A 26185-nucleotide genomic window follows, 5' to 3' on the forward strand; every position below is an offset into this window, starting at 1 on the left:
CATTTGTTGCGACCGTGCATTTTGAAAGGCGATGGGTATAATGGCAAAAAAATTGCCAACAGGAAAGCCGGTGCAACGATATCTGGTAGGTGGTGCAGTACGTGACAGTCTTTTAGGTTACCCGTTTCACGAGCGTGACTGGGTGATAATAGGTGCCACACCACAGCAAATGCTGGATGCAGGCTACCAGCAGGTGGGCAAAGACTTTCCGGTATTTTTGCACCCGCAAACGAAAGAAGAACATGCACTGGCCCGCACCGAGCGTAAAAGCGGTAAAGGCTATACCGGCTTTACCGTTTATGCAGCACCTGATGTGACACTGGAACAAGACTTATTGCGCCGCGATTTGACTATCAATGCCATCGCTCAGGCCGATGATGGCAGCTTGGTGGACCCTTTTGGCGGCGTAGCCGATATCAGGCAAAAAATACTGCGCCATGTGTCAGACGCTTTTGCCGAAGACCCGCTGCGCGTGCTGCGTGTAGCACGCTTTTATGCCCGCTATGCCCATTTGGGTTTTAGCGTTGCAAGCGAAACCCAGGCGTTAATGCGCCGCTTAAGTGATGAGCTTAGCACTTTGACACCGGAGCGGGTGTGGCAGGAAACCGCCAAAGCGCTTAGCGAACAAACGCCACAGGCGTATTTTCAGCTGTTATACGACACCGGCGCACTGCAAATACTGATGCCGGAACTGGCTGCTTTGTGGGGCGTACCGCAACCGCCTCAGTGGCATCCGGAAATTGATACCGGCGTGCATACTTTAATGGTGTTACAACAAGCCGCTGTGTTATCGCCGCGGCTGGATATCCGTTTTGCTGCGCTGGTGCATGATTTGGGCAAAGGTGTAACCAAACCTGAACTCTGGCCGGCGCATCATGGCCATGAACATACCGGTTTACCGCTAATTAAGCAGTTATGCGAACGTTTACGGGTACCAAATGATTGTCGCGATCTAGCATTGCTGGTGTGTGAGTATCATCAACTGGTGCACCGGGCTCGCGAACTGAAAAGCAGCACGGTATTAAAACTGTTTGAGGCAATAGATCTATGGCGCAAGCCAGAGCGACTGGATGCCATATTACTGTGCTGCACCGCAGACCTGCGCGGCCGTACCGGCTTTGAGCAGGCTGACTATCCGCAGGCCAGCTACCTGCAGGCACTGGCAACTGCAGCCCGCAGTACTAATGCCCGTGATTTGGTAGCACAGGGTTTAACAGGTGAAGCCATCAAGCAGGGCTTACAAAAAGCCCGGCTGAACAGCATAAAAGCGGCTAAAGCAAACGCCCAGAAACCGAATTAAAGCGCATTAAGCCGCACTGCTAAGCACCGCCAGTAACACCACGCCCAGTACCAGCCGGTAGATTACAAACGGCAGCATGCCCATACGCTCTATCACTTTTAAAAACAGGTGAATACAGATAAAGGCGCTGACAAAAGACAAACCTGTGCCCAGTAAAATAGCGCTAACATTGTAATGTGTTGGTTCAGCCAGCAGCTTGGTGCCCTGATAACCGCCGCTTAATATAATAATGGGAATTGACAGTAAAAAAGAGAAACGCGCGGCACTTACTCTGTCTAGCCCCAGCATTAATGCTGCCGTCATGGTAATGCCAGAGCGCGATGTTCCCGGAATTAATGCCACTGCCTGAGCAATACCAATCAGCAATGCCTGTTTCCAGGTTAACTGCTCCATCGTTTGTATTTGCTTTGCTGTCGCGTCTGCCAGCCAAAGCGCCAAGCCAAACACTATCGTAGTAATAGCAATAACATAAGGTGAGCGCAGGAAGGTTTCAATCAGATCAGCTGCCAGTAAGCCAGCTAAACCCGCAGGAATAGTAGCCAGAATCACCCACCACGCCAGTTTACTTTCAGTGCTGTGCTTGCCCCCCAATGACTGCACCCAGCCCACGGTTAAATTGGCGATATCACGGCGAAAATACAACATTACCGCCAGCAAAGTGCCAACATGCACGGCAACATCAAACACCAGGCCCTGATCTTCCCAGCCAAACATCGCTGATGGCAAAATAAGGTGGGCTGAAGAGGAAATAGGTAAAAACTCGGTGAGGCCCTGAATAATGGCCAGAATAATGACTTCCACTGTACTCAAAGTTAGATGCTCCAGTTAAATGGCACCGGCCATAATTTTTGTTGTTTCGAATATTGTTGCCACATGTCACTGTAACTGCGCCTGGTAAGCGGATGCATTACATCAGGTGCAATTTCAGCCAGTGGCCATAATACAAAGGCATTTTCAGTAATTTCGGCCCGCGGCAACTCTACCGGTTGCTGGCACACCACATCATCGTAGGTTAGTAAATCCAGATCCAGAGTACGGCCGCTGAACTTAGCAGCGCTTCTGTCACGGCCGTAACTGTCCTCAATTTGCTTAAATAAGCCAACACAATCGACTATCGATAAGGTGGTATCAACCGCAACAACCATATTGTAAAAAGCACTGCCGGCAAAACCCACGGCCTCGCTTTCATATACCGATGATAGCGTAAGCGGGCCAAAGTGTTGCGTAAGTGCGCTGACTGCTGCCTGAATATGATAACTACGATTGATATTGCTGCCGATACTGATATAAATGCGTGCCATCAGCTACGGCTCCGCACTATAGTAACGCCGACCGTTTCCGCCTGCTCCAGTGCGCCAGGCTTTTGCACAGACACTTTAACCTGAGCGGTGGCAAACTCGTTTAGCAGTAACTGCGCCACGCGCTCGGCTACTGTTTCAATCAGTTCCAGTGGCTGGGCGGTAATTAACGCTATTACACGCTGGGCAATAACGGCGTAATCCAGAGTCTGGCGAATATCATCCTGCTTTGCTGCGTTACTGATATCTGTAACCAGCTCCAAATCTAACAACAAGCGTTGCTGAATGGTTTTCTCCCAGTCGTAAACGCCGATCACGGTGTCTACTTGTAGCTGTTTTATAAAAACTATGTCCATTCAGTTACATCCGCATTGCGTTATTTCTCGTTTCAGGTAGGCTGGTCGGATAGGTAAAACCGCGAAAACCCTATAATCTGCTGGCCTTAAATCAGGCTGCAATCTTAACGTAAAAACTGGTGCTGAGGAACCGCCTTAATGACCCCGCTGATTGGAATTATGATGCTGGCAGCCTATCTTTGTGGCTCCGTTTCGTCGGCAGTGCTGGTCAGCAAGCTGTTTCGCTTACCCGATCCCCGCTTACATGGCTCCGGCAACCCTGGCGCAACCAACGTACTGCGTTTAGGCGGCAAGCTGCCAGCTGTGCTGGTACTGCTGTTTGATATTCTTAAAGGCACTATTCCGGTATGGGGCTCGTACTTTCTGCAAATAGAGCCGTTGTATCTCGGTCTTATTGCCATATGCGCCTGCCTGGGCCATATTTTCCCGCTGTTTTTTGGTTTTCAGGGTGGTAAAGCTGTTGCTACAGCCTTTGGTGCCATGATGCCAATCGGGCTGGATTTAGCCGGTTTACTGATCGCCAGCTGGTTAATTATTGTCGCAATCAGTGGCTATTCATCGCTGGCGGCTATTTTAACCGTTACCTTAGCACCAATTTTTACCTGGTTTATTAAACCACTGTATACCGTGCCGGTGTTAATGCTGAGTATTCTGATTATTGTACGCCACCGCGAGAATATTATGCGGCTGTACCGTGGCAAAGAAAGTAAAGTGTGGGATAAGTCTAAGCGGATTCAGGAATGAGTTAACGGCAACTCAGTGCTAGCTTTCGGTTGCAACTCCCGCCTTGGCTCGCCACAGCAACTCGCTGCCGCTCACGCGTCCGCTCAGACACTCTGTGTCGCCCAAATCGGGATTCCAACCTTCAGCCAAACTACTAACGTAACATCATCATTTAAACTGCCGGCAAATCCTGCATGGGCCAGCGCGGTGTTACACCAATAGTTAAATCCTGCTGCTGCCCTGCTGCTAAGCGGTAATACCCAGCCAGCGCTATCATGGCACCATTGTCGGTGCAAAACTCTTTGCGTGGGTAAAATACCTCACCACCATGGCGCTTCAGTAATTGTGCTAACTGCCCGCGTAGCGAAGTATTGGCGCTCACACCACCGGCTATCACCAGGCGTTTATAACCGGTTTGCAGCAGCGCCCGCTCGCATTTAATCACCAGTGTATCTACCACCGCCTGTTGAAACGACGCGGCGATATCAGCCTGCACCTGCGCGCTGTTACCTTCTTTGGCTATTACATTCGCTGCCGAGGTTTTCAGCCCGCTAAAGCTAAAATCTAGACCGGGCCGGTCTGTCATCGGCCGCGGAAACTTGTACTTTTTGCTATCGCCCTGCACCGCCAACCTAGCTAACAGCGGGCCGCCGGGGTAATCCAGCCCCATTAATTTGGCGGTTTTATCAAAGGCCTCACCGGCAGCATCATCAATAGATTCACCTAGCAGCTCATAACGGCCAATACCTTCTACCGCCACTAACTGGGTGTGGCCACCGGACACCAACAGCGCCAGAAACGGAAATTGCGGCGGATTAGCCTCCAACATCGGCGCCAATAAATGGCCTTCCATATGATGTACTGCCAGCGCCGGCTTGCCCCAGGCCATAGCCAGCGAACGGCCAATAGCCGCACCTACCAGCAAAGCACCGGCTAAGCCCGGACCTGCTGTATAGGCTACGCCGTCAATATCGGCGGCAGCGCAATTGGCTTCAAGCAGCGCCTGTTTTATCAGCGGTATGGTTTTACGGATATGGTCACGCGAGGCCAGCTCCGGCACCACGCCACCGTAATCGGCATGTAGTGGGATCTGGCTGTACAGTACATGGCTTAATAAACCCAGCTTGTCGTCGTAAACGGCAATACCGGTTTCATCGCAGGACGTTTCTATACCTAAAACTCGCATCTGTGTCTCAAATCCGCTAAAATGGCGGCCATTGTACCGGCTCAGTTCATTCAGAGCCAGAGGATCGGATTTAGATCGCAGAACTGCTTTACATCGCCCTGTCTTTTTGCGTAAAATGCCGCACCATTTTTAATCGTATTGGTTCACAGATAACCAATTTGGCCCTGAGGTGAGAATTTAATGCCTGTTGTTAAAGTAAAAGAAAACGAACCGTTTGACGTAGCATTACGTCGTTTCAAGCGCTCATGCGAAAAAGCTGGTGTATTAGCTGACGTACGCGCTAAAGAATTCTACGAGAAGCCAACCTGGATCCGTAAGCGTAAAAAAGCAGCAGCTGTTAAGCGTCATGCTAAGAAGCTGTCTCGCGAAAACGCACGTCGCATCAAGCTGTACTAAGCATCAGCCGCTTATAGTACCTGCTTAGCGACACCGGTGCTTTGGCTGTGCATTATGTTTGCCAGCCCAGCTGTAATAACAGCATGCTTTATTAGCATAGATAAAGCCCGACGTAACAGCGCAAAGTTGACATCTGCATACCGTGCCCGCAAGGCACGGTTTGTCTTTTTCTGAATAACGCCGAAGGAAAAAGGTGGCAGGACAAATCCCCAGACAGTTTATCGACGAGTTATTGGCCCGTACCGATATCGTTGAACTGATTGACCAGCGCGTACCGCTTAAAAAAGCCGGTAGAAACTACGCCGCCTGCTGCCCGTTCCATAGCGAAAAGTCGCCCTCTTTTACCGTTAGCCCGGATAAACAGTTTTATCATTGTTTCGGTTGCGGCGCGCACGGTAATGCCATCAGCTTTATGATGGAATTTGAACAACTCGAATTTGTTGAAGCCATTGAAGAGTTAGCGCAGCAACACCATCTTGAAGTACCGCGCGAGCAAGGCGCCGTTAAAAACCGACCGGCTGCCCAGGCTGATGATTACCATTTGATGCAGCAGGCTGCTGAGTTTTATCAGCAACAGCTGCAAAGCCACCCTAACGCCGGTATGGTGCAGCAATATTTGACCAAGCGCGGCTTAAGCAGTAAAACCCTGACCGATTTTGCCATTGGTTATGCTCCGGATGGCTGGGATAACCTGTTAAAACGCCTAAGCCCGAACAACCACAAAGCGCTGCGCGATCAGCTGTTTGAACTACGGCTGATAAACCGCAACGACAATGGCCGCGAGTATGATTTTTTCCGCGAACGCTTAATGTTTCCAATTCGCGACAAGCGCGGTCGCGTTATTGCTTTTGGTGGCCGCGTACTGGGTGATGGCACGCCGAAATATTTAAATTCACCGGAAAGCCGGCTGTTCCACAAAGGCCGCGAGCTGTATGGCTTGTATGAAGTACGCCAGCAACCAGGTCATGTTGAGCAAATACTGGTAGTTGAAGGCTATATGGATGTAGTGGCGCTGGCCGAGCACGATATCCGCTTTGCCGTCGCCTGCTTGGGCACTGCCACTACATCGGATCATATGCATACGCTGTTTCGCTATACGCCCAAGGTAGTGTGCTGTTACGACGGTGACCGCGCCGGGCGTGATGCAGCCTGGCGCGCATTGCAAAGCGCACTGCCGCAACTAAAAGACGGCGTAGAGTTAAATTTCGTGTTTTTGCCCGACGGCGAAGACCCGGATTCATTAGTACAAAAAGAAGGCAAAGACGCGTTTTTACAACGCATAGCCGGCGCTATGCCGCTAAACCAGTACTTTTTTGAGCATTTGGTGCAGGAGTTTGATCCGGCCACAGACGGCGGTAAATCAGCGTTATCGGTAAAAGCGGCAGAGTTAATTAAACAAATACCGAGTGAATTTTACCGCGACAGCTTAAGCGATAAACTGGCTAACCTGTTGGGTAAGCCGCGTGAGCGCACAAAAGCGGCAGTAAACCGGGCATCAAACCGGGTAAAACCGGCAGCGATGAAAATAACACCAATGCGCCGTGCTATTGGTTTATTGCTGCAGTACCCCAATTTAGCTAATGTCATGCCGGATGCGCCAGAGCTTGGCGAAGCGAATATTCCGGGTATTGGGCTGCTACTGGCACTGCAACAACGGCTGCAACAACAAACGGATTTAACCACGGCGCAACTGATCGAACAATGGCGCGATTTGCCCGAACACAGCATTTTAATGACACTGGCCGCCTGGGATCACCAGATCGAGCCGGAACAATTGTCACAGGAATTTGTCGATACTTTTCACTCGATTGAAGATCAGTATTTGCAACAACGGCTGGAAGCCCTGGAACGAAAAGATAAACTGCAGCAACTGAGTAAAGCCGAATGGCACGAATACAAACTGCTGCTGCAAGCGCTGAAAAGCAAAAAACCAAAGCTTGCGAACTAATGCGGCTGGCTAGAAAAGCCGCGCTTTGTTATAATCGCTAGTTCGCAATTTTACATTAATCAAATTGGTGGAAGATAAGTCTCTATGGAGCAAAATCCTCAGTCGCAGCTAAAACTCCTGATCATTAAAGGTAAAGAGCAAGGTTATCTTACCTTTGCTGAGGTGAATGATCACCTGCCGCAAGACATTATCGATTCAGATCAGATAGAAGACATTATCCGCATGATCAATGACATGGGGATCCAGGTGTTTGAAACAGCACCGGATGCCGACGATCTGATCATGACCGATGCCACCACAGATGAAGACGCCGTAGAAGAAGCGGCCCAAGCTTTAGTCAGCGTGGACAAAGAACTGGGCCGCACTACCGACCCGGTACGGATGTACATGCGTGAAATGGGCACCGTTGAGCTATTAACCCGCGAAGGCGAAATTGACATTGCCAAGCGGATTGAAGACGGCATCAACACAGTTCAAAGCTCTGTTGCCGAATACCCTGAAGCCATTACTTACCTGCTGGAACAGTGGGATAAGTATGAAGCTGAAGAAATTCGCTTAAGCGACATTGTTACTGCCTTTATTGACCCGAACGATATTGACGAAGCGCCGATCGTTGGCAGCCACATCGGCTCAGACGTACCAGAAGATAAGCTGGATGATAACGACAGCGATGATGACGATGAAGACGGCGACGCTGATGCCGACGACGGCGATAGCGGCCCGGATCCGGAAATGGCACGGCTGAAGTTTGGCGAGCTGCGTACCCAGTACGACGTTACCCGTAACTCTATCGTGAAAAACGGCCGTGAACACGCCACTACCAAAGTAGAAATTGAAAAACTAAGCGAAGTATTCCGCTGTTTCCGTCTGGTGCCAAAACAGTTCGATCGCCTGGTTAAAAACATGCGTGAAATGATGGACCGTGTGCGGGTGCAGGAACGCATTGTCATGAAGCACTGCGTTGAATACGCCAAAATGCCAAAGAAAAACTTCGTTAAAGCCTTTACCGGTTTTGAAACCTCAACTGCGTGGTTAGACGCCGAAATTGCGGCTAACAAGCCCTATTCAGCCAAACTGAAAGACATGCAGGAAGAGCTGGTACGCAGCATTGAAAAGCTGAAAAAAGTTGAAGAAGAAACCGGCTTAAGCATCTTTAAAATTAAAGATATTAACCGTCGTATGTCTATTGGCGAAGCCAAAGCCCGCCGCGCGAAAAAAGAAATGGTAGAAGCTAACTTACGTCTGGTTATCTCTATCGCAAAAAAATACACCAACCGTGGTTTGCAGTTCCTTGATTTAATTCAGGAAGGTAATATCGGCTTGATGAAGGCGGTAGATAAGTTTGAATACCGTCGTGGTTACAAGTTTTCAACTTACGCCACCTGGTGGATCCGTCAGGCCATTACCCGCTCTATCGCGGACCAGGCCCGCACCATCCGTATTCCGGTGCATATGATTGAAACCATCAACAAGTTAAACCGTATTTCCCGACAGATGCTGCAGGAAATGGGCCGCGAGCCATCACCGGAAGAATTATCCGAGCGCATGCAAATGCCGGAAGATAAAATCCGCAAGGTGCTGAAAATCGCCAAAGAGCCGATTTCAATGGAAACACCGATTGGTGACGACGAAGATTCGCATCTGGGTGACTTTATCGAAGATGCCACCGGTGAATCACCGCTGGATTCGGCAACCATGGAAAGCCTGAAAAACGCGACTAACGAAGTGTTAGCCGGTTTAACGGCGCGCGAAGCCAAAGTACTGCGGATGCGCTTTGGTATTGATATGAATACCGACCACACGCTGGAAGAAGTAGGCAAACAGTTTGACGTAACCCGTGAGCGGATCCGCCAGATTGAAGCCAAAGCCCTGCGTAAACTGCGCCACCCATCACGTTCAGAAGTATTAAAAAGCTTCCTGGACGAGTAAGCAGCAGCGTTCGTAACAACACAGATAAAGGCGCCAAACGGCGCCTTTACTATTAAAACCCGTTTAAAGACTAAAAAAGCAGCAATTAACCACACTTAGCATAACAAGCCGGATGACAAAGCCGGTAAAAGTTTTTATACTGCCTGCCGCTTCATCTATGATGGCCCCATAGCTCAGTTGGTTAGAGCGCTCGACTCATAATCGATCGGTCGCTGGTTCGAGTCCAGCTGGGGCCACCATTTCACGCTTCGCGCTCATGCTAACCCAGCAGACTATTCTTATATAATTCCCCAAAACACTATTAGCAGTGCTTATTGCTTTAGCTTACACTTAATTACCCGCAGTTATTTTTAATGACGTAACCTTATGCATTTACCGGAAGTTCCTGATAATGAAGCTGAACGTCTGCAGGCGCTGATTGCCTCCGGCTTGCTGGACGACACATCAAGCGATGACTTTGACCGTTTTACCCGTCTGGCCCAGGCATTATTTGGCTGCAAGATATCGCTGTTCAGTTTGATTGATGAACGGCGGCAATGGTTTAAATCGCGCCAGGGTATTGCGCTAAAAGAAACACCGCGAGATATATCGTTTTGTGCCCATGCAGTATTTAACGACAAGTTGCTATATGTACCGGATGCGACGGCAGATGAGCGCTTTGCTGATAACCCGCTGGTAACCGGCGATCCTGCCATACGGCTATATGCCGGTGTGCCGCTGCATTCTGTTGACGGGCTGCCGCTTGGTACTTTGTGTATTGTTGACGATATGCCACGTGAACTAAACCAGTTGCAACTGACATTGCTGCAGGACCTGGCTGCACTGGCCGAAACCGAAATAGCCCGCAGTACGCTGGCAAAACAAACCGCCCAGCTGCAGCAAGACAAAGAACAGCAAGAACAACACCGGCAACGGCTGGCTGCATTTATTGACAGTTCGCGCCTGGCAACCTGGGAATGGAATGTGCAAACCGGCGATGTGATTTTTAACGAGCGCTGGGCAGAAATGCTGGGGTATGCCTTATATGATTTATTGCCGTTAAGTTTTGACACCTGGCTAAAGCTGGTGCACCCGGCTGACAGAGTACGCTCTGAGCGCCTGTTACAGCAGCACTTCGATGGCGAACTGGCACATTATGAGCTGGAATGCCGTATGCAGCATAAAGACGGCCACTGGGTATGGATTTTAACGCAGGGTAAGTTGATAAACCGTACAGAGCACGGCCAGCCGCGACTGATGGCAGGCACGCATCAGGATATCAGTGAACGTAAAGCCAACGAAAACGCCATAACGGAAGCTTACAGTTTGTTGCAGCGGGTATGCCGCAATGCCGGGCTGGATATTACTGATTACAATAACCGCTAACACCGCTATTGCCCGGCCGGTTAGCATACACTTAACGGCCGGGTCGTAATCTATTGAGCTGCCGCTTCGGTAGCGCCAGTTGCAGCCAGTTCAGCCTGCGGTATCAGCGCCTGCCACCAGTGGCTGTTTTGCACCACACTGCTATGCAATTGTGACATAGACACCACTTGGCCAAACTCTGGTGTTAACAGTGCGGTATCAGCTTGTGTTGCAGCTGCACTAACCCGCTCAAGTGGCTCATACCAGGCATGAAACGCCAGGTCAAAAGTACCGTTATGTACCGGCACCATTACCTGGCCTTTTACATCCAGGTGCGCCTGCACACTTTGCTCCGGCGTCATATGAATATGCGCCCAGTCATTATCGTAAGCGCCGGTTTCAATAAAGCTGATATCGAACGGGCCATATTTACTGCCTATTTGCTTAAAGCCATCAAAGTAACCGGAATCACCACTGAAATACACCGCACCGGCCAGAGTTTTAATTACCCAGGAGCCCCATAAAGTGGTGTTACCATCACCAATGCCACGGCCAGAGAAATGCTGCGTTGGCGTAAAGGCAATCAGCGCATTGTCGCTGACCTGCTCCTGCCACCAGTCAAAACGCTGAATTTTCTCTGCTGCCACCCCCCATTTCTGTAAGTCGGTTTCTACCCCCAGCGGCACCAAAAACTGCGTGGTTTTCGCTGCCAGTTGTTTAATGCTGGCTTTGTCTAAATGATCATAGTGGTTATGTGAAATCAGCACTTTAGCAATGGCTGGCAGCTCAGCAATACTGATTGGCGTTTGGTGAAAGCGTTTCGGGCCCAGAAATGAAAACGGCGAAGCGCGCTGCGAAAATACCGGGTCTAACAGCCAGTATTCACCATACACTTTTAACAGCACCGATGAATGCCCCAGCTTAACAAAATGCACATCGTTATCCGACAAGGCATCAAGTTGCTGCCGGCTCAGTGGCTGCAGCGGTATGGTTTTCGCCGGCACCTTGTCTACTGCCGGCTCAGTGAAATAACGTTTGGCAATTTCCAGCGTTTTAAGCAAACCCGGTTGTTCAAAAGCATGCACATTATGAAACTTGCCATGTTGATACTGGCTGGCATCCGTTAAGGTTGTTGCATCAACATTCGCTACTATCTTGGTATTTAGCATCACTATTCCTGCCCCTGTCAGCGCCAGACTGCCCAGCAGCCAGCTTAGTGGTTTAATTACTCTGCGCATAAGCTCACCCGTCATAAACTACACCGTGCAGTTTACATACAAAAACGCACAAGTAAACTGGTTAGTGCAGTTTTTTCTGTCTTGGGCTACAATAGCGGCACTAATGCAAGGCTAAAAACGATGAAACTAACAGACCAGAAACGCATGCAAATACTTGATGCGGCAGAAGAACTGTTCCACAGCAGCGGTGTGGAACATACCAGCATGGACCAATTGGCACTGCAGGCTAAAGTATCAAAACGTACGGTATACAACCATTTCGCCACTAAGGATGCGCTGTTTCAGGCAATCTTGCAGCGTATGTTCGACAAACTGGCGCAAGGCGGTGAAGTAAAGTTTGATGCTGCCGTACCAATTGATCAACAACTACGCCGCATAGCGCAGGATGAAGTTGCGCTGCTTAGCTCTGCCGCTTTTTTACGGGTGGCCAAAATTGCCATTATGCAGGTTATGCAGCGCCCGGAACTGGCACAGCTGATGAGCGACAGCAGCCTGGGTTGCAAGCGCTATATAGACAAATTTTTAGTCGACGCCTGCACTGCCGGGGTGCTGAAAATTACCGATATCCCCTTTGCAGGCAAGCAGTTTATTTACCAGTTGAAGTCCTTTGTATTTTACCCCAGTTTATTTGGTCTGGAACAACAGACCCCGGCGCAACAGGCGCATATTATTAACGAAGCTATAGCGCTGTTTCTGGCGAGGTATCAGGCTAAATAACGTTAGTTAACGCCGCTGCCGGTATGCCAGCACCGATGCTATCAGCAGTGCTGTCATGGTCAGAATACCAAACCAGGTGACTAAGTCTTCAGCCAGTTGTTGGCGCTGCAACACCAGCAGGAAAGACAACAGTAATAGTGCAAAACCGCTTAGCCGCCAGCCACGCTCTGAGCGCTGACTTAAATGGCGCAAGCCAAACAGCCGGCGATAGCGGGGCATGGCCAGGCTCAGCAGGCTAAAACTGGCCAAACATAATAGCCACAGTACAATCATCCGGCTTGCTCCGTTTTGTTGCTGACATCTGTCGGCAGCGCGGTGTAAACCAGGCTCAAATATAAGCCGGCGCTTAACAGCAGCAAGATCAGGCTGGTTCTGCCTAACCGCTTAGTGCTTATTACCCACAGAATAATCAGGCTGTACCAGACAAAGCTCAGCAGCATCAGCCAGACAAAAGCACCGGCTTTATCTGCCCCCGATAGCGCCAGAATGCCGGGCACAGCCGCCGTGGCCAGAATACTCAGGTAAAAGCCGCCGGCAATGGCCAATAACAGACGGTAACTTAACTGCATTGTGGGGTGGGATATTAACGGCATGTCAGCTCCTGCGAAGCATCGCTTTGCGGTTTAGCTTTATTCTCGCGGCGCAAGGTAAAACGCCACAGCAGAAAAAAGCTGGCGGCGCTTAGTAATAACGCCAAATCAACGGCCATTAAGGTGGTGTCAGCAGGAAAACGGTAACTAAGTACATTGCGCTGCACCGTGAGTATGCTCAGCAGCGGTAACGCTAAATACGTTATTGCGAGCAGCAAGGCGCCCTCGCGCCAGCTGTTGCCTATACCACGTAGCAACGGATACAACAGCATTAACGCCCAGCCGGCAAAAAAGCAGTGAATTTCCATCTGTGCGCGGTTTTCCAGCGCCAGCGGTAGTAAGCGGTTGGCGTAAAAATACGCTGCCACAGCCAATGGCAAACCCAGAATAACGCCGACATTTAACCAGCGTACCAGTTGCTGCCCCGGCGCTATCTTATTATTAGCGCCCTGCTTTCGCAGCCGCTTTTCTGACCATAACACCAGCCCGGTAGCGATCATCAGCGTGCCCATCACCCCACTGATAAAATACAGCCAGCGCAGCTGCAAACCAGCAAAGCGGCCTGCATGTAAATTCACCATAGTGCGGCGGGTATGCTCGGCGGCCAACTGTGGTTGCTGCTGGCTGAGCAATTCGCCACTCTCAGCCGAATACATCAGCGAACGGCCGGGCACAATAAGTGACTGCGTACTGCCTTCAGTAAACTGCACAGTGGCAGCCGCATCACCGGGATTATTCACTGCCACAAAAGCAATAGGCGCACCGCTTAACTGTAACATTGCCCGTTGATACAGCTGCTGCAGCGGCAGCATAGCGGCCGCTTCACCACTGGCCACCACCGCCGCAGGTTGCCGGGTTAAGGTTTCAAACAGGGTATTGCGATCACCAAAGCCAAGCGAAATAGCCCAGGACAAATACATAAACATCAGCGTAACCAGGCCGGTGTAGGTGATCATTAAATGAAACGGCAACGCCAGCACAGCCGTAATAGTATGCGCATCCAGCCAGCTGCGCGGCCCTTTGCCCGGCTGAAAGCTGAAGAAATCTTTAAAAATCTTTTTATGAATAATTACGCCGCTGATAATAGCCACCAACATAAACATGGTGCAAATGCCCACCAACCAGCGGGCCCACAGCACCGGCATATAATGTAAATCGAAATGAAAACGGTATAAAAAGCTGCCGCCACGGCTGTCTCTTAACGCGACTTCCTCACCGTTGCCATCGAGCGTAGCACGCTGAAAACCACGCCGGCCGGCGCTGGCATCACGCCAAAACAGATTAGTAGTAGCTGAGCGATTATCAGGCAACGACACAGACCAACTGACAGAGCCCGGCGCTTTTTGCTGCAAAAATGCCTGCGCCTGTGTCAGGCTATGCTCAGGATTGGCTTTATGTTGCAGTTCGGGCTGCATCCAGTCGGTAATTTCGTGCTGGAAAAATGCCAGAGTGCCGGTTAAAAATACCGCAAACAACACCCAGCCAACGACCAGCCCGGACCAGGTATGCAGCCAGGTCATGCTGTCGCGGAATCTTGCTTTCATTCGTCTTACCTTTAATGCACGGCCGTATTATGTAACAACAGAGGCAACTACTGCGGTGGCTACTGTGCGTTTTTGTACCTGTAAAGAAGGCTGGCATTATTAGCATAAAGCACAAACAATAACAATTATCATTTGCATGCATTAACAAAAACGGCACTACTATTGAGTGCCGTTCAGGTAAGCGGGTTGCTATTGGCTACAAGCTGTTTAAAAACGCCAACAAGGCATCTTTGTCTGTTGCCGACAGGTTCTGGTAGTTCACCCGGCTTATTTCTGCTTCACCACCGTGCCAGCGTATCGCTTCATCAATAGTGCGGGCGCGGCCGTCATGCAGATAATTGCCATCCGGCGTGCAATACTCATAGCCATCCAGACCAAACGCATCCCAACCTATATTGCCTGCTACCCCACCGGTAACACAGGCGGATAAACCCAGGCCCCATAGTGGTGCGGTGCGCCACTCAGAACCGCCAGCCTCCCCTTCGGCTAAGTTATCCGCCAGGCCCGGCCCCATATCATGCAGCAGCAAGTCGGTGTACGGGTAGATAGTCTGGTTACGTAACTCTGCCAGCGGGTGATATTCACTGGTTTGAAAGCTTTCGGTATGGCAACCGTTGCAGCCGATAGTGCTGAATACAGCTTTGCCTTGCAACACCTGCGGGTTGTTGTAATCACGCTGTGGCCGCACGCCCAGCAACGAGATGTACTTCACCAGATTATCCAGATGCTGATCTGCCAACTGCGCGCCCGCGCCGCAATTACTCTGGCTGGCGCCGCAGTCTGGTGTGGGTAATATCGTAGTCATTACGCCCATATCGTTATTGAGTGCAGCAGCTACCTGATGTCTTACGCTGGCAGTTGCCGCTTTATAACCAAAGCGGCCTAAACGCGCTTCACCGGTAACGGGGTCAATCACGCGATGGGCACGGCCGGAAATGCCATCACCGTTGGCATCATCAATATCTTCCAACGCTAATATTGCCGCTTCAGGTATGGCCTCCAGCAAGCCGATACCGTTTAACTGTGGTGCAATACGGGCCGAGAAAGTGTCAGGCACAGTGCCACTAAACTGGTAGTTAGGCGTACGCAGGCCGTTACTTTCAGTAAACGAAGCAATAGATGGCATGCTTTCATTACTGGCACTGCCGTTTCGCCGTGGTTGCAATACCCGGCCTAATTCGGCATGTGATAAACCATCGGCATTACCTACCCGAAATACCCATTTGTCCAGCGGCGAGCCAACGGCGCCAATTGGAGCCCGGCCATTACGCACATGGCAGCCGGAGCAGCGCTGGTTAATATAATTCGAACCCGCTAACCCCACCATGCCGGCAAAAATACCGTTTTCGGCGTTTTCGTCATGGCTGCCATCAACAAAAGAGGTATGGTGCAAGCGGCGTCCCAGTACAAAAGGCTGGCCATTGTCGTAACCCAGGTTAGTCGCCATTTGTTGAAAATGGCCGTCTGGCTCGGCAGTCATTTGTACATGCAGGGTGGTGTCACCACCTAAACGCGCGCTGGCAGGCAGCGGCACTGAATCGCGCTGTAAATAGCGGCCGGGCTGGAAAATTTCTTTATCGGTAACATCCCATGGCACTATGCCCTGGCCAACAATATATAAAAAAGTGGTGCCATAATAGTTAGCGCGGCCACGCGGCAGGGTAGAGCCATCTAAAAACTGGCTGACTTCAAACTCCAGCTTATCACCCACCTGAATAGGCCGGCCTTCGCGGCAGTTATAGCTTTCTTCTTTCCAGTAGTGGGTGTTATCTACCATGTTCATCACACCATTACCGCAAAACTCTGCCAGCGTATTCATACCGATATACCACCAGCGGTTTTCTGCTTCGGTGTCATGCAGTTTATTTTGCGTCACCACATTCATCCGAATACTGCTGCCGCCTTTGGCGACGTAGTCGACAATTTCAATGGCAGCCGTTCTGTCTTCCCAGTAAAACGTCAGGTAATGATCATAAGCCTGAAAATGGTTTTCCTTGGCATGTCTGTCGCGGGCGCGATCAGAAAAACGGGTAACCAAGGCATCGCCGCGATCATACTGAATCGCGTTCTCCAGCGGTGTAGCCGCATTAAATAACGGCACTACATTCAGTGCTGTCAGCGGGCAACCATTGGCATTTACCGGTGTACCGGCCGGCGTGCCGGGGCAATTGTCCAGTGCATCATTCACACCGTCGCCATCACTGTCCTGGACCGGATCAGGATCTGGCCCGCCCGGATCCGGGTTAGTTCCGCCGCCATTACCGCTTAGGGTAAAACTTTGCTCTGCCGTATCAACAGCATAGCCATTCGCGGTATCCCAGTAGGTAAAAAAATATGTCAGCACACTACCGGGCGCTAAACCCGATACCTGGTAGCTGTTTACCCCACTTGCCTGTTGCATAGCGACATTAATTTGCCCGCCATTATTTACCCGGTAATGCACATCAGCCCAGCCTGTGCTATTAACAAAAAACCGCACACTATCGGCCGCCGTTTGCGCCACACCAAAAGCCCCGGCGGCAGCCGGGCAACCGTTTGCATCCACTACTGTACCGCTGGCAGTATTGGCGCATTGGTCCAGGTTATCAGGCACACCATCGCCATCACTGTCGGCCAGCGCATTGCCACCGCCGCCTTCCCAGACAATATCATCAATCGCAAACTCAAAGCTGCTGCCGGGTAACTGGCCATCCATGCTGGCGATGTAAAACATGCCGGTTAACGCCTGTAGCGCGATTAGCTCGCCACGTAAATCGGCAACCGGAATAGTGGCCTCTGCCCAGTCTCCGTTGCGTACCAAACCATAGCGGGTTTCATTGGCGGGGAAGTTCAGCCAGTTTTCATTGGTGTATGAATCGGCAATGCCAATTTTAAAGCTAACATTAGCCGGGATTTTGATACTGAACTTCATACTGCCGTTGGCAAAGTTGCTCATATCGCGCACCTGGCGGGCTTGAATTCCACCACCAAACCACTGGTTCGGGCTGGTGTAGTTCCAGGCAATAACATTATTGCCTTCCAGCGGTGCGGTGTTACCCGCCACTACTGACGCCTGGTTCCAGATATAAATATCTGAACTGACACCGGCCTGCAGTTGGTTGCTTGTCGGTGTAGTATCGGTAAATACGCCAAAGCTCCCCGTTTCCGGTGGGTTTACATTGCCGCTAAATACCTGCCCCATACCGTTTAGCTGATATACCCGTACGTAATCGATATACATTTTACCGGGCAACGGCGCCGTCACCTGCGCATTCGTTGCGGCATCAGTAAAGTTACCGCCTACCGCCATATTAAACAGCAAATAAAACGGTTGCTGCAGCTCGCTGGATTCCTCAGTAATACTGATGGGTGCATCGTACATATCGTACTCAACACCATTGTCTATTACGGTAAAACGCAGTTGGGTGTCCGTCCAGTAAGTGCGATAGGTGACAAAACGGTTGCTCAGCGGCTGGGCCGCTACATAGGCGTTGTCGGTTTGCCAAGCTGTCATGGCGGCGCAGGTTGGGTTTTCCGGCACACAGGCAGCATCGGCGTAAAAAATGGCATTGGCACCGACATAGCTATTGATATCCGCACCGGGGTGGCCAGCCTCCGCCCTACCCTGAGCACGATGGCCCATTTCCATCATGTCAATTTCGCCCTTGGCCGGCCAACTGGCGGTACTGGTGCCCAGCATCCAGGCGGCAGGCCATAAGCCAATACCCAGCTGCGGCACCCGCAAACGCACTTCTATCATGCCGTACTGCACGGCCAGCTTTTGTTCACTATCAATTTTACCCGAGCTAAAAGCGCGCCCGCCTATAGCGTCGTTACGCGCCTGCAGCACCAGCGCTTTATTACCGGGCTCACCCGGTACATCTTCAATGCTCAGGTTGTCTGCGCTATACCACTGCAGTTCCTGGTTGCCCCAGCCACATAAGCCGACCTGGCAGCCATCGCCGTCAATTTCATTCCATGTGTTGCTGTTCAAACTGCTGAAATTATCTTCAAATAACAGATTACCAATAACAGGATTAGTTACATCTGCCGAAGAAGCGTGCGACACACCTAAACAACAGAGTGCCAGCAAAGTAGAAAATGACGGCCATAGCTTAGCGTGCTGTGCCGGATTGTTTTGACTGTTTTTCATGTGCAATAACCCACAGTTTATGTGCAATTAAACGGGTCACGCCGCTAGCTTTTACTGCATGCTTAAGCGTGCCAGACAAGGCATGCTGAGTGTGAAAACGGTTTTACGGCTATAACAACAGCGGCAAAACACATTTTGCTGGTGGGGTTAACAACAATAGTGTGGCAGCCCGGTATTTTAGCGGGCTGCGTTTTAACAGCAGGTATTGCCACCTGTTGCTGCACATTACTTTTATCCTGTCCTGCTGCGCTTATCCGTTCTGCCTTGTTACCCGTGGCACAGGCAGTATTATTATGTCTACATCAAAATGTAAGCGCTTACTTAAGCTAGATGAGATTAACCAGCAGGTCAAGTTATTGTGATAAATAAGGCATATATTAGTTGCAGAATACTCACTGCTGAGCTAACTGATTGGCAAAATCGTGGTTAACATCACGATGCCCGGCTTCGTCGGCTCTTACGGCAATAACCACCTCACGCAAGCGGGCGTCAGCGGGTAATTTCCAGTATTCTATTGCCACCTGAGGTGCGGCAATATTGTCAATTGCGCCACTTTCTATCTCGGCCAGATAACAGCTGTAGCTGTATACCGCCTCTTCTTCAAAGTAGCCCACCAGGCGGTGCGCGGTTTTTGCTGACACCATATACAGCACTAAAAAGCCGGTAAAAAACAGGCCCTGCGCCAACAGGATCAGCATGCGCTCAAACCAGTTCGGTTTGGCAATTTCAATAAAGGTCATCAGATGCATGCGCTCGTTTTCGGCCTCATCCAGCAACACCCTGATCCAGCCATGATCGTCTTCCATGCGGCGCAAACTGCGCATATGGCGCAACATGCCAGCCACCATACCCGGCACACCTGCTACGGTTTCCAGAATAACTGCACGATGGCCATAACGTTTGGCAAAAAAGGTGTCGGCGCAAAAGCGCAGCATTTTGGTTAAGCGAAAGGCGATACGATCAGATAAATTCTGTGGTTTATGGTGCGCGGCTAAAGGATCAGACGGGTTCAACTGCTCTTCAGACATCAGTATCTCCTGGTACGATATGGTTAGGCACCGTAGCAGAAGGCAACTGAACCCTTACTGAGCATCACACCAGCAGCTAAGATTGTTAGCTGCTGCAATACTTTATGCCAGCACAAATTTATACACGGAAATGGTTTACCAGTTCGCTAAGTGTTTGTGCCAAACGGGCCAGCTCTGCACTTGATGCCTGGGTTTCATTGGCGCCCGCAGAAGTTTGTACTGATAAATCGCGAATATTCACCAAATTACGGTCAACTTCTCGGGCCACCGTGGCTTGCTCTTCTGCCGCGCTGGCAATGGTCAGGTTTTGATCACTAATTTGGCCAATAGCTTCGGCAATCAATTGCAAGGCTTCGCCTGCCTGCTGGGCAATTTGCAGTGTTTCGGTTGCTTTACCACTGCAGCTGTTCATGCTTTCTACCGTGTTGTGGGTTTCAGCCTGCACCGCATGCATCATCCGTTCAATTTCTTTAGTCGACTCCTGGGTGCGATGCGCCAGAGCGCGCACTTCATCTGCCACAACTGCAAAACCGCGGCCACTATCGCCAGCGCGGGCAGCTTCGATCGCAGCATTTAGTGCCAATAAGTTGGTTTGTTCCGCAATAGCCCGGATAACCCCCAGCACCGAACCAATGTCTTTCACCCTGTCAGCCAGCTTTTCAATGCCGTGGCGTGACGATTGTAGCTCGCCATCCAGCGCCTGAATGGTGTGAATAGTATGGTTTACCCGTTCTTGCCCCTGCCGGGCTTTATCGTTGGCAATTTCGGAATCACGCGAAGTTGAGGCAGCACTGCGGGCAACTTCCTCAATGGCGGTCGTGAGCTCGGTTACTGCCGTTGCGCCCTGCTCCAGCTCTTCACTTTGTTGATGTAAGGTACGGCTAGATTGCTCTGTTACCACACTTAGCTCTTCAGACGTAGCCGCCAGTTGCGATGAAGACTGGTTTATTTCATGTACCGTGGTTTTTAATTGTTGCTGCATTTGTGCCATAGCGCGGATCATTTCGCCGGCTTCGTCCGGCTCGTCATCATGGAAAACCTGATTAAGCTCACCCGCTGCAATTTTCTGGCTAATTGATACCGCCGCCTGCATTGGCCGGACTAAACTGCGGCTTAGCATCAGCCCAAGCACCAAAGCAACTATGACAGCAATAACAACCACCACAATCATATTCATAAAGGCAAGCCCAATGCTGTGCTTGGCACTTTCGGCTTGCTGATTAGCCGTGGTTTGCTGGTAATGCGAAACGGCCATCAGCGCATCAGTCACTTTGCGTGCCGCATCATTTAAACCCTGATGGCGAAATTGCTCGGCCTGCTCCAACTGCCCCTGATTAATTAGCGCCAGCAGTTGCTGGTGTAACTGATCGTATTGTTGTTTAGCCGTTACCACCTGGCTAAATACCGCACTTCCCGCCGCCGTTTTATGAAATGCTGCCGCACTGTCTGACGCCTGCTGATAGCTGCGCATGGCATTTTGTAATGTTGTTTGTGCCGATTGCCGATCCGCGTCAGAATTGGCATACATAACATTGAGGGTGTATAAACGAACTAACAAAAACTCCCGGTTCATATCTCCGGCCAGCAATGAAGCGGGCAGGCGGCGGTCGGCAATATTGTGGATATTCGTTTCCGTTTCAGCAAAACGATACTTTGCTACTGCACCAACAATGATTGTCAGCGACACCATCAATGTAAAGACAACGGCAAGCCTTTTACCAATTTTAATTTTTCTTAACATAAGTTCCTCATCCAACAGCAATTTATTATATGAAACAGACTAAGCATAGGATGCTGGTTACAGGACGCAAGGCTCTATGGTAGATACATACAACAGTGCGGATTTATATTTACTAAACCAATAACAGTGCTATACCGTAATACGTGAAAACTACAGCGAAGAGATCAACTTACCTCACTAATGCTGTGTTTTATAATTATAACGGCCAGCGTATTGCAGGCCAGTTAAAACAGATAAAGGACGTACAATATGAAAATAACTAAACAGGTTTTCGGTTCTACCCTACTGGCTGTTACTGGCTTGCTCTCATCCGGCATAAACGCAGCGGCTATGCCAGAGCTTAAAGGCAATGAAGTACTGTGGTTGCTTAACCAGGCCAATCAGTTAATTAAAGTTAACCCTTCGGCACCGGATAAAGTTATTGAGCAAAAAACGCTTACCGGCCTGGCAAAAGGTGAAATGCTGCAAGGTATAGATTATCGCGTGGCTTATGGTGTGTTATTTGCGTTATCAGATAAAGGCCAGCTTTACACCATTAACACCGGTACTGGTGCCTTAACTGCGGTAGGTGCGCCTTTACCTGCAGGCACTTTACAACAAGGCCAGTTCGGCTTTGATTTTAACCCAGCAGCCGACCGCATTCGTGTTGTTAATGACAAAGGCCAAAACTTGCGCCTGCACCCGGTAACAGCTGAGCTGGCGTCAACCGACCCAACACTGCAGTATGCGCCAGACGACTCGCACCATGGCAAAACCCCGGCGGTTACTGCTGCGGCTTACACTTACAACCAGCAAGACAGTAAAATAACCACCAACTACGCCATAGATATCACAGCAGGTAATTTGCTGACCCAGGGCACCAAAGAAGGCACAACGCCAGCGGTATCACCCAATACCGGGCAGCTATTTACTGTCGGCAGCCTGGGGCTGACAGCATTGCAGCAGGTATCTTTTGATATTTCTGATCTGAGCAATATCGGCCTTGTTGCTGCCAGCACGGCAGCCGAACCGGCCAGCACACTTTATCAGATAGATTTAAGCAGTGGTAAAACCCAAAAACTCGGCACACTGGCCGATGGCAGTGCACTGGCAGGTATCGCCATTGAACCTTAAGCTGTCTCTTAACCTGTTACTGGCAGCGGTATTTCTGCTGCCGCCGGTAACGTTAGCAACGCAGTTACAAGTGCAGGTGCAGCATAGCAGCGGCCAGCCCGTGGCAGGCGCAGTGGTGTTTCTGGAATCTGTATCAGCGTCCGCGGCGGTTAAACCTGCCGCCACTGCCAACATTATTCAGCGCAATACCACCTTTATCCCTGAAGTGCTGGTTATTCCGCGTGGTACCACGGTAACCTTCCCTAATGAAGACACCGTGCGCCATCATGTCTATTCTTTTTCACCCATCAAGCAGTTTGAAATTAAGCTGTATGTCGGCACCCCTACCGATCCGGTTGTATTTGAGCAAAGCGGCGTAGCGGCACTGGGCTGCAATATTCATGATCAGATGATTGCCTGGGTGGTGGTGCTGGACACGCCATATTACAGCCACAGCAACGACGACGGCCTGGCCGTGTTAAATGACGTTCCAGCCGGCGACTACACCCTGCGCGTATGGCATAAAACGCTGTTATCAGAAGCCGATGTGCCAAATCTGCCGCTCAGCCTTAACTCTAAAACGCCCTTGCAGCAGGTAAAGCTTAAATAGTTTAGCCAAGACAGCAGCGCAAAATTGTTTTAATCTCTTTCGCTTAAGCCCTAAATTATCTTTAGCATACAAGGCCGTATTATGAATATCCGCGCTATAACCATAAGTGCAAAATTAATGTGTATCAGCCTGTTTTGTGTCAGCCTGTTTAGCCAGGCACAAAGCCCCACCAACGCCGCACCAAACAGCCTGACTCTGGCCGAAGCCAATAAACTGGTCGCGCTACCGCTGCACTGTGTCGAAACACCTTATCCATATAAAACCGGCGTAGTACTGGCCAGCGCGGCCGACTTACAAGAACCTTCAGCACTGCATCCAGTGTTTTATGGCTGTTTTGACTGGCACAGCGCAGTGCACGGCTACTGGTCGCTGGTAACCTTGCTGCGCCAATTCCCGGATTTAGCCCAGGCAAATGACGTGAAAGCTGTACTGCAACGCAACTTAACTGCCGAAAAAGTAGCACGCGAAGTCGCCTTTTTCAGCAAAGACATTAATGCCTCGTTCGAGCGCACCTACGGCTGGGCCTGGTTGCTGAAACTGTCTGACGAACTGCAGCTGTGGCAAGACCCAATGGCCAAACAACTGGCAGCTAATTTGCAACCGCTGGCCGATCTTATTGCCGAGCGCTATATCAGCTTTTTACCCCGGCTGTTATATCCGATTCGCGTTGGCGAGCATACCAATACTGCTTTTGGTTTAAGCTTCGCTTACGACTACGCTGTCAACCAGCAAAACACTGCCTTGCAGCAGCTTATTGCTCAGCGTGCTAAAGACTATTTTTTGCAGGATAAAAGCTGCCCGATAAACTGGGAGCCCAGCGGTTACGACTTTATCTCGCCTTGCCTGGAAGAAATCGGTCTGATGCAGCGTATTTTACCGTCAGAGCAATTTTTGCCCTGGCTAAATCAATTTATGCCGCAACTGGCCAACCCGGCTTATACGCTGGCGGTGGGCAAAGTGAGTGACAGAACCGACGGTAAGCTGGTGCATTTAGATGGTTTAAACTTCAGCCGTGCCTGGAACCTGTATGCCCTGGCAAAGCAGTACCCACAGTATGCGCACCTGCGCAAAGTAGCCGACCAGCATATGGTACATTCTTACCCCAACCTGATAGGCGACAGCTACGAAGGCGGCCACTGGCTGGGTAGTTTTGCTATTCATGCGCTTAACAGCGCTAATCCATAGCATCATTTAACACTGGTATTGTCTTCACGGCGGAACAGGCTATAATTCCGCCGTCCCCCAGCTTTGGAGCTCATGACTGAAATGAACAACTAAATCCTGATTAGCCGTCAATTTTATTTTTTGGACTTATCAGGGTTAGCGGGTTTGTTTCGGTTGGGCTATCAACAGCACTGCCTTATCTGTCTTTATTACCCGCCCCTGAATTATCGGGAGGCAATATGACCTTATTCAACTTTTCCCCTTGCAGCTTTAGCTTAGCTAACGGCGATGCACTGTATCGTGATGTTCAGCTGGCGCTTGATAACGGACTTAGCGCACTGATAGGCCGCAATGGTAGCGGTAAATCGGTGCTGGCAGCGCAACTGGCACAGCAACAGCCTGCTGATTGCTATTTACTGTCGCAGCTACCACCAACGCACTGGCAGCAACTTAGCCTTGTCGATCTGCTTGGTATTACAGATAAACTTAAAGCGCTGCAACAACTCGCTGATGGCCAATGCGACACTGAAACCCTGAGTATTATTGACGGGCACTGGCAACTGGCGGATGACCTGTACAGCGAACTGCAGCAGGTAGGCGCTGCGCCGGATATCTGGCAACGCTGTAGCAGCTTAAGCGGTGGTCAGCTTAATCACCTGCGGCTGTGGTGGGCCTTTTACCAACAGCGGCCACTGCTGATCCTGGATGAACCGTCCAACCATCTTGATGCGCAGGCACGCAACGGGTTAAGCCAGCGTATTAGTCGCTTTCTGGCCCGGCCCAAAACCGCTATTTTGCTGGTAAGCCATGACCGGGAATTACTGCAACAAGTCAGCGTGATATACGAGCTAAACAGTTCCGGTTTAAGCCGTTACGGCGGCAACTATGAATTTTATCAGCAACAACGTCAGCTGCAGCAAACCGCATTGCAACAGCAGCGCCAACAGGCTGAACGTAATCTGGCACAACAGCAACGCCAGGCACAAACCGCCGCAGAACGTGCCGCCAAACGGCAGCAACAGGGCGAAAAACAGCGCGGCAGCCAGGCAACTATACTGCTGGACTACCAGAAAAACCGCGCACAAAGTGCAGTATCGGCCCGGCGCACACAAGAGCAACACCAGCTCAAACAGGCACAGCAACAGTTGCAACAGGTAAAAGCGCAGCAGGAAGTGATTACCCCCCAGCAGTTCTACCTGCAGGCACCTGCAGTAACCGGCAGCAGGCAGTTGGTAAATGCCGTTGCACTGCAACTGGTGCACGGCAATAACCAGCCGCTAAGCTTTAACTGGCGCAGTAAGCAACGTGTGCATTTACAAGGCTGTAATGGCAGTGGCAAATCTACCTTGCTGCAAACGTTGGCGGGCTTAATAGCGCCTGCTGCCGGCCAGTTGCAACTGAATTGCGCCGTACAGTATCTGGATCAGCACTTCAGCTTGCTCAATAGCAGCCAAAGCGCATTGGCTAACCTGCGCCGGCATTGCCCACTGCTTAGCGAAACCAACGCCCGCACCTTACTGGCCAGCGCCGGCTTTCGTGCTGATAAGGCATTAAAACCTGCTGGCGTATTAAGCGGCGGTGAACGGATGAAACTAGGGATGTTAATGGTGAGCCAACACAGCGACAGCCTGCTGTTACTGGACGAACCGGATAACCATTTGGATTTAGAGACTAAACAGTTGCTGGCACAAGCCTTGTGCCAATATCCGGCCGGCTTTGTCGTGGTAAGCCACGATACGCACTTTATTGCACAGTTGGAGATCGACACTGTATTGCAAATTTAAATGGGAAAGCCATGCTCAGTAGTATCCACAGACCTCCACAGGTGTTTGATACTTACCGTTCGATG

22 protein-coding genes and 1 tRNA gene are annotated in these 26185 nt (G+C 50.6%); 12 read left to right on the forward strand and 11 right to left on the reverse strand.

Annotated elements, in window-relative coordinates; all coding sequences use genetic code 11:
* Positions 1-70 precede the first annotated feature (70 nt).
* The gene (locus AR688_RS11725) at positions 71-1300 is read left to right on the forward strand and encodes a multifunctional CCA addition/repair protein (protein WP_197412222.1); all 1230 of its coding nucleotides are present in this window, start codon (positions 71-73) and stop codon (positions 1298-1300) included.
* A gap of 6 nt (positions 1301-1306) precedes the next feature.
* Here AR688_RS11725 and AR688_RS11730 read toward each other — a convergent pair whose 3' ends face one another.
* From AR688_RS11730 to folB, 3 genes are read right to left on the reverse strand one after another with little or no spacing between them, the layout of a single operon-like run.
* Complete coding sequence (locus AR688_RS11730; protein ID WP_068233640.1) at positions 1307-2110, reverse strand: undecaprenyl-diphosphate phosphatase; 804 nt, start codon at positions 2108-2110, stop codon at positions 1307-1309.
* A 2-nt stretch (positions 2111-2112) separates the two neighbouring features.
* Positions 2113-2601, reverse strand: a complete 489-nt coding sequence (folK, locus tag AR688_RS11735; RefSeq protein WP_068233643.1) for a 2-amino-4-hydroxy-6-hydroxymethyldihydropteridine diphosphokinase — start codon at positions 2599-2601, stop codon at positions 2113-2115.
* Entirely contained in the window at positions 2601-2954 is a 354-nt protein-coding gene (gene folB / locus AR688_RS11740; RefSeq protein WP_068233653.1) for a dihydroneopterin aldolase, read from the reverse strand. Before folB ends, folK begins: the two co-directional genes overlap by 1 nt.
* A gap of 138 nt (positions 2955-3092) precedes the next feature.
* On the opposite strand from folB, the gene plsY reads away from it, so the two are divergent.
* Entirely contained in the window at positions 3093-3698 is a 606-nt protein-coding gene (plsY, locus tag AR688_RS11745; RefSeq protein ID WP_068233655.1) for a glycerol-3-phosphate 1-O-acyltransferase PlsY, read from the forward strand.
* 151 nt (positions 3699-3849) lie between these two features.
* Here the strand turns inward: plsY and tsaD are convergent, their stop codons facing one another.
* The gene (tsaD, locus tag AR688_RS11750) at positions 3850-4863 is read right to left on the reverse strand and encodes a tRNA (adenosine(37)-N6)-threonylcarbamoyltransferase complex transferase subunit TsaD (RefSeq protein ID WP_068233658.1); all 1014 of its coding nucleotides are present in this window, start codon (positions 4861-4863) and stop codon (positions 3850-3852) included.
* 180 nt (positions 4864-5043) lie between these two features.
* Here tsaD and rpsU point away from each other — a divergent pair, with 180 nt between their 5' ends.
* From rpsU to AR688_RS11775, 5 genes are all read left to right on the forward strand, one after another.
* Positions 5044-5259 carry a 30S ribosomal protein S21 gene (rpsU, locus tag AR688_RS11755; protein ID WP_027671378.1) on the forward strand — a complete coding sequence of 72 codons (216 nt, stop codon included), beginning with the start codon at positions 5044-5046 and terminating at the stop codon, positions 5257-5259.
* Positions 5260-5452: 193 nt separating this feature from the next.
* Positions 5453-7207, forward strand: coding sequence for a DNA primase (gene dnaG / locus AR688_RS11760; protein ID WP_068233661.1), 1755 nt, complete (start codon positions 5453-5455; stop codon positions 7205-7207).
* Between the two features lie 84 nt (positions 7208-7291).
* Positions 7292-9136 carry an RNA polymerase sigma factor RpoD gene (rpoD, locus tag AR688_RS11765; RefSeq protein WP_068233666.1) on the forward strand — a complete coding sequence of 615 codons (1845 nt, stop codon included), beginning with the start codon at positions 7292-7294 and terminating at the stop codon, positions 9134-9136.
* A 162-nt stretch (positions 9137-9298) separates the two neighbouring features.
* A tRNA-Ile gene (locus AR688_RS11770) sits at positions 9299-9375 on the forward strand.
* A gap of 127 nt (positions 9376-9502) precedes the next feature.
* Positions 9503-10501 (forward strand): PAS domain-containing protein, encoded by a 999-nt coding sequence (locus AR688_RS11775; RefSeq protein ID WP_068233668.1) that lies wholly within the window; start codon positions 9503-9505, stop codon positions 10499-10501.
* 50 nt (positions 10502-10551) lie between these two features.
* On the opposite strand, the gene AR688_RS11780 is transcribed toward AR688_RS11775, so the two are convergent.
* A complete protein-coding gene (locus AR688_RS11780; protein ID WP_082694765.1) occupies positions 10552-11718 on the reverse strand; it encodes an MBL fold metallo-hydrolase in 1167 nt (388 codons plus the stop codon).
* A gap of 120 nt (positions 11719-11838) precedes the next feature.
* On the opposite strand from AR688_RS11780, the gene AR688_RS11785 reads away from it, so the two are divergent.
* Positions 11839-12435, forward strand: a complete 597-nt coding sequence (locus tag AR688_RS11785) for a TetR/AcrR family transcriptional regulator (protein ID WP_068233672.1) — start codon at positions 11839-11841, stop codon at positions 12433-12435.
* Between the two features lie 6 nt (positions 12436-12441).
* Here the strand turns inward: AR688_RS11785 and AR688_RS11790 are convergent, their stop codons facing one another.
* The 6 genes from AR688_RS11790 to AR688_RS11815 form a co-directional block, all read right to left on the reverse strand.
* Positions 12442-12708, reverse strand: a complete 267-nt coding sequence (locus AR688_RS11790) for a DUF3325 family protein (RefSeq protein ID WP_068233674.1) — start codon at positions 12706-12708, stop codon at positions 12442-12444.
* Positions 12705-13028: a hypothetical protein gene (locus tag AR688_RS11795; RefSeq protein ID WP_156420287.1), complete on the reverse strand. Its 324-nt coding sequence runs from the start codon at positions 13026-13028 to the stop codon at positions 12705-12707. The genes AR688_RS11790 and AR688_RS11795 overlap by 4 nt, the downstream gene beginning before the upstream one ends.
* Entirely contained in the window at positions 13019-14569 is a 1551-nt protein-coding gene (locus tag AR688_RS11800) for a PepSY-associated TM helix domain-containing protein (protein ID WP_197412209.1), read from the reverse strand. The genes AR688_RS11795 and AR688_RS11800 overlap by 10 nt, the downstream gene beginning before the upstream one ends.
* A 196-nt stretch (positions 14570-14765) precedes the next feature.
* Positions 14766-18701, reverse strand: a complete 3936-nt coding sequence (locus AR688_RS20650) for a di-heme oxidoredictase family protein (RefSeq protein WP_068233683.1) — start codon at positions 18699-18701, stop codon at positions 14766-14768.
* Between the two features lie 392 nt (positions 18702-19093).
* Complete coding sequence (locus AR688_RS11810; RefSeq protein WP_156420288.1) at positions 19094-19729, reverse strand: alternative oxidase; 636 nt, start codon at positions 19727-19729, stop codon at positions 19094-19096.
* 118 nt (positions 19730-19847) lie between these two features.
* Positions 19848-21470: a methyl-accepting chemotaxis protein gene (locus AR688_RS11815; protein WP_068234182.1), complete on the reverse strand. Its 1623-nt coding sequence runs from the start codon at positions 21468-21470 to the stop codon at positions 19848-19850.
* Between the two features lie 249 nt (positions 21471-21719).
* On the opposite strand from AR688_RS11815, the gene AR688_RS11820 reads away from it, so the two are divergent.
* The 4 genes from AR688_RS11820 (at position 21720) to AR688_RS11835 (ending at position 26120) form a co-directional block, all read left to right on the forward strand.
* Positions 21720-22583: a DUF4394 domain-containing protein gene (locus AR688_RS11820; RefSeq protein WP_068233688.1), complete on the forward strand. Its 864-nt coding sequence runs from the start codon at positions 21720-21722 to the stop codon at positions 22581-22583.
* Positions 22573-23172, forward strand: a complete 600-nt coding sequence (locus AR688_RS11825; RefSeq protein ID WP_068234184.1) for a methylamine utilization protein — start codon at positions 22573-22575, stop codon at positions 23170-23172. The genes AR688_RS11820 and AR688_RS11825 overlap by 11 nt, the downstream gene beginning before the upstream one ends.
* Positions 23173-23253: 81 nt before the next feature.
* The gene (locus AR688_RS11830) at positions 23254-24357 is read left to right on the forward strand and encodes a DUF2891 domain-containing protein (protein WP_068233695.1); all 1104 of its coding nucleotides are present in this window, start codon (positions 23254-23256) and stop codon (positions 24355-24357) included.
* Between the two features lie 218 nt (positions 24358-24575).
* On the forward strand, positions 24576-26120 hold the full coding sequence (locus AR688_RS11835; protein WP_068233701.1) for an ATP-binding cassette domain-containing protein: 1545 nt from the start codon (positions 24576-24578) through the stop codon (positions 26118-26120).
* Positions 26121-26185 lie beyond the last annotated feature (65 nt).

The sequence above is a fragment of the Rheinheimera sp. EpRS3 genome, assembly GCF_001513785.1.
Taxonomy (GTDB): domain Bacteria; phylum Pseudomonadota; class Gammaproteobacteria; order Enterobacterales; family Alteromonadaceae; genus Alishewanella.

Bases quoted from the DNA above. Each gene is read 5' to 3' on its own strand.
- folK (WP_068233643.1), bottom strand. From the start codon at position 2,601: ATGGCACGCATTTATATCAGTATCGGCAGCAATATCAATCGTAGTTAT.
- folB (WP_068233653.1), bottom strand. From the start codon at position 2,954: ATGGACATAGTTTTTATAAAACAGCTACAAGTAGACACCGTGATCGGC.
- plsY (WP_068233655.1), top strand. From the start codon at position 3,093: ATGACCCCGCTGATTGGAATTATGATGCTGGCAGCCTATCTTTGTGGC.
- tsaD (WP_068233658.1), bottom strand. From the start codon at position 4,863: ATGCGAGTTTTAGGTATAGAAACGTCCTGCGATGAAACCGGTATTGCC.
- rpsU (WP_027671378.1), top strand. From the start codon at position 5,044: ATGCCTGTTGTTAAAGTAAAAGAAAACGAACCGTTTGACGTAGCATTA.
- rpoD (WP_068233666.1), top strand. From the start codon at position 7,292: ATGGAGCAAAATCCTCAGTCGCAGCTAAAACTCCTGATCATTAAAGGT.
- AR688_RS11775 (WP_068233668.1), top strand. From the start codon at position 9,503: ATGCATTTACCGGAAGTTCCTGATAATGAAGCTGAACGTCTGCAGGCG.
- AR688_RS11780 (WP_082694765.1), bottom strand. From the start codon at position 11,718: ATGCGCAGAGTAATTAAACCACTAAGCTGGCTGCTGGGCAGTCTGGCG.
- AR688_RS11785 (WP_068233672.1), top strand. From the start codon at position 11,839: ATGAAACTAACAGACCAGAAACGCATGCAAATACTTGATGCGGCAGAA.
- AR688_RS11790 (WP_068233674.1), bottom strand. From the start codon at position 12,708: ATGATTGTACTGTGGCTATTATGTTTGGCCAGTTTTAGCCTGCTGAGC.
- AR688_RS11795 (WP_156420287.1), bottom strand. From the start codon at position 13,028: ATGCCGTTAATATCCCACCCCACAATGCAGTTAAGTTACCGTCTGTTA.
- AR688_RS11800 (WP_197412209.1), bottom strand. From the start codon at position 14,569: ATGAAAGCAAGATTCCGCGACAGCATGACCTGGCTGCATACCTGGTCC.
- AR688_RS20650 (WP_068233683.1), bottom strand. From the start codon at position 18,701: ATGAAAAACAGTCAAAACAATCCGGCACAGCACGCTAAGCTATGGCCG.
- AR688_RS11810 (WP_156420288.1), bottom strand. From the start codon at position 19,729: ATGTCTGAAGAGCAGTTGAACCCGTCTGATCCTTTAGCCGCGCACCAT.
- AR688_RS11815 (WP_068234182.1), bottom strand. From the start codon at position 21,470: ATGTTAAGAAAAATTAAAATTGGTAAAAGGCTTGCCGTTGTCTTTACA.
- AR688_RS11820 (WP_068233688.1), top strand. From the start codon at position 21,720: ATGAAAATAACTAAACAGGTTTTCGGTTCTACCCTACTGGCTGTTACT.
- AR688_RS11830 (WP_068233695.1), top strand. From the start codon at position 23,254: ATGAATATCCGCGCTATAACCATAAGTGCAAAATTAATGTGTATCAGC.
- AR688_RS11835 (WP_068233701.1), top strand. From the start codon at position 24,576: ATGACCTTATTCAACTTTTCCCCTTGCAGCTTTAGCTTAGCTAACGGC.